The sequence below is a fragment of the Streptomyces sp. NPDC056480 genome (assembly GCF_042795405.1).
Taxonomy (GTDB): Bacteria; Actinomycetota; Actinomycetes; order Streptomycetales; family Streptomycetaceae; genus Streptomyces.
Window position 1 is genome coordinate 1 of the sequence record NZ_JBHTSA010000246.1, and the last position, 2839, is coordinate 2839.

2 protein-coding genes are annotated in these 2839 nt (G+C 72.6%); both read right to left on the bottom strand.

The genetic code is table 11. From position 1 onward, the window contains the following. Positions 1-34 precede the first annotated feature (34 nt). Positions 35-1741 (bottom strand): peptidoglycan DD-metalloendopeptidase family protein, encoded by a 1707-nt coding sequence (locus ACFQ79_RS40595; protein WP_383593403.1) that lies wholly within the window; start codon positions 1739-1741, stop codon positions 35-37. Positions 1742-1964: 223 nt separating this feature from the next. Then, entirely contained in the window at positions 1965-2756 is a 792-nt protein-coding gene (locus ACFQ79_RS40600) for an esterase/lipase family protein (RefSeq protein WP_383593406.1), read from the bottom strand. Positions 2757-2839: the final 83 nt, after the last annotated feature.

Here is a 2839-nt window from a genome sequence, read left to right on the forward strand (position 1 = left end):
GGCCGGGGCCCGCTCGCGTACGCGGAGTGCGAGGTCAGCTGGTCGGGTCGAGACCGTGGCTGCGCAGCCAGGCCAGCGGGTCGATCGCGTAGCCGCCGCCCGGCCGGACCTCGAAGTGCAGGTGCGGGCCGGTGGAGTTGCCGGTGTCGCCGGAGTAGGCGATGACGTCGCCGGCCTTCACCTGGCCGTAGCGGATCTTGGCGCTGCTGAGGTGGCAGTACCAGGTCTCGGTGCCGTCGGGGGCGGTCACGATCACCATGTTGCCGTAGGCGCTGTTGATCTGGGTGCGGACGGTGCCGTCCGTCGCGGCCATCACGGGCGTGCCGGTCTGCACGGGGAAGTCGATGCCGGTGTGCACGGACATCCAGTTGACGCCGGACTGGCCGAAGCGCGCGCTGAGCCGGTGGAGTTCGACCGGCAGCATGTACTTGGGACGCAGCGCCTCCTTGCGGGCCGCCTCCTCCTCGCGCTTCTTCTTGTCGGCCACCTGGCGCGCCTTGAGGTCGATGCGCTCCTGGGTGCGGCTGGCGCGGTCGCCGAAGTCGCGGGCGTCGGCGCTGAGCGCGGCGAGCTGCGTGTCGAGCGCGTTGTTGGCGGCGACCTGCTTCACGGACGCCGGGTCGGCGGCGGCGAGCGCGGTCGTGTCCTCCTTCTTCGCGCCGTCGGTGCCGGCTCCGGTGAGCCCGCCGACGGAGGCGGCGGCGATGCCGGCGACTCCCATGACGCAGGCGGACGGGACGGCGACGGTCAGCAGCGCGGAGCGCTTGGCGGGGGTACGGCGCCGGCCGCGGCTGCCGGAGGAGGAGCGGCGCACGGGGCGGCCGGCGGGGGGGGAGTCCGTGCGGACCTCGACGGCGGGCTGGTCGGCGGGGTCGGCGTCGTGCTCGTCGTAGGCCTCGGGGGCCTCGTGACGGTCGCCGTCCTCGTCCTCGTGGTCCTCGTGGTCCTCGTGTCCGGCCAGGTCGTGGGCGTGCTCGAGGTCGTCGAGGTCCGCGTGGTCCTCGGCGGTGCCCGCCTCGGCCTCGGGGAGGTACTCGAACGCGAACTCCGCGGTGTGCTCGGGACCCGGCGTGTACTGCTGGGGGACGACCGGCTCGGCCTCCTGGGCCGCCTGGTTCCACGCGGTCGCGTCGTAGGCGCCGGTGTCGGTCGCGAAGGCGGGGGCGGCCCACTGGCCGGTGGCGTCGTAGGACTCGTACCCGTACGCCCCCTGAGCGGCGTAGGCGCCGGCGTGGAGGGTCTCGTACCGGCCGGTGTGCTGGGCCTCGGTCCAGGCGGAGGCGTCCCACTGGCCGGTGGTGTCGTACGAGGGGGTGGTGCCGTGCTGCGCTGCCGTCGTGTCGTACTGCCCGGTCGTCGTCTCGTACGGACCGGCCGGGGTCCCGTACGTGCCGGTGGTGTCGTAGGCGCCGGTGGTGTTCCACTGCCCGGTGGTGTCCCACTGACCGGTCGTGTCGTACGTGCCCGTGGCCTCGTACTGCCCGGTGGTGGTGGCGTACTGCCCCGTCGTGTCGTACTGGCCGGTCGCGGCGTACTGCGTGGCGTCGTACTGTCCGGTCGTCGTTCCGTACTGCTCCGCCGTCCCGTACGTGCCGGTGACGTCGTATCCGCCGAGATTCCACTGTCCGCTCTGGTCCGCCCCGCCGTCGCCGTAGGCGCCGAAGAGAGGGTCGGTGGCGAAACTGCCGGTGGGGTGGGCGCCGTCTCCGACGTACCCGGCGTGGGGGTGCTGGTCGTTCACCAACGTCTCTCTCGCCTCGGCAGCAGGACCAGTCCGGGGCGGGCCCGACGAGGGGTGTCCCGGGGGTAAGCAGTGGCGCGACTGTACCCGGCGGTATGCGCAGCCGACAATCTTCGGCGGTGCCTGAGGCCGTAGGAAACGGGCAATCGGCCGTGTTTCGCCAGCTCACGGAGAGACCTTTGGCCTTGTGTTCGATGAACGTTCGAAGAACGGTGTCGGAGTGTCACGCCACGGACGTGGCGCCCGGCTCCTCCGCACGTGCTCCCACGGCCTCAGGACCGCCCGCGTCGAGGGCGTCCCGGACCCCGGCGGCCACCGTGGGGTGCACCGGCAGGGCGAGATGGCCGATCCCGCTGACCCGCACGTTGTGCACGAGCAGGTCCGGGTGGTCGAGCCGAGCCGTCTCCACCGGCACCATGATCTGGTCCAGGTCGCTCCAGAAGCTCACGAACCGGGTCCGGCAGCCGGGCGACGGCCCGGCGAGCTCCCGCAGCACCTCGGAGCCGGGCCGCATCTGCCGTACCAGCGGATGCGCGTCGGCGAGCGGGGCCGCCACGCTCGTGCCGGAGTGCGGGGTACCCAGCATGACCAGGGTGCGCACCCGGCTGTCACCGCCCAGCCGCTGTACGTAGTACCGGGCGATGAGCCCGCCCAGGCTGTGCCCGACGATGTCGACCTCGGCGTGTCCCGTACGGGCCCGGATCTCGTCCACCCGGCGGCCGAGCAGCTCGGCGGCCGCCCGCAGGTCGCAGGTGAGCGGAGAGTAGTTGAGCGACTCGACGCAGTCACGGCCGTTCCGGGTGAGGGAGCGGCGCAGGACGACGAAGACCGAGCGGTTGTCGACGAAACCGTGCAACAGGACGACCGGGCGCCGGCCCGGCGTGACCGACGGGGGAGGAGCGGGCGCGAGGCGCTCGGCCACGATCCCGGAGGGGTAGAGGACGAGATGACCGGTGAGAATCGCGAGCTCGAGGGCAGTGGCCTTCATCAGGGCGGTGACCTTGGTGAGCTCCATGGACGACCTCCCGAACGGCACGTGGGGCCGGACGGTACGCCGGTACGCCGCGCCTCCGTGCCGCACGGACGGCGGCACGGAGG

Bases quoted from the DNA above. Each gene is read 5' to 3' on its own strand.
- ACFQ79_RS40600 (WP_383593406.1), bottom strand. From the start codon at position 2,756: ATGGAGCTCACCAAGGTCACCGCCCTGATGAAGGCCACTGCCCTCGAG.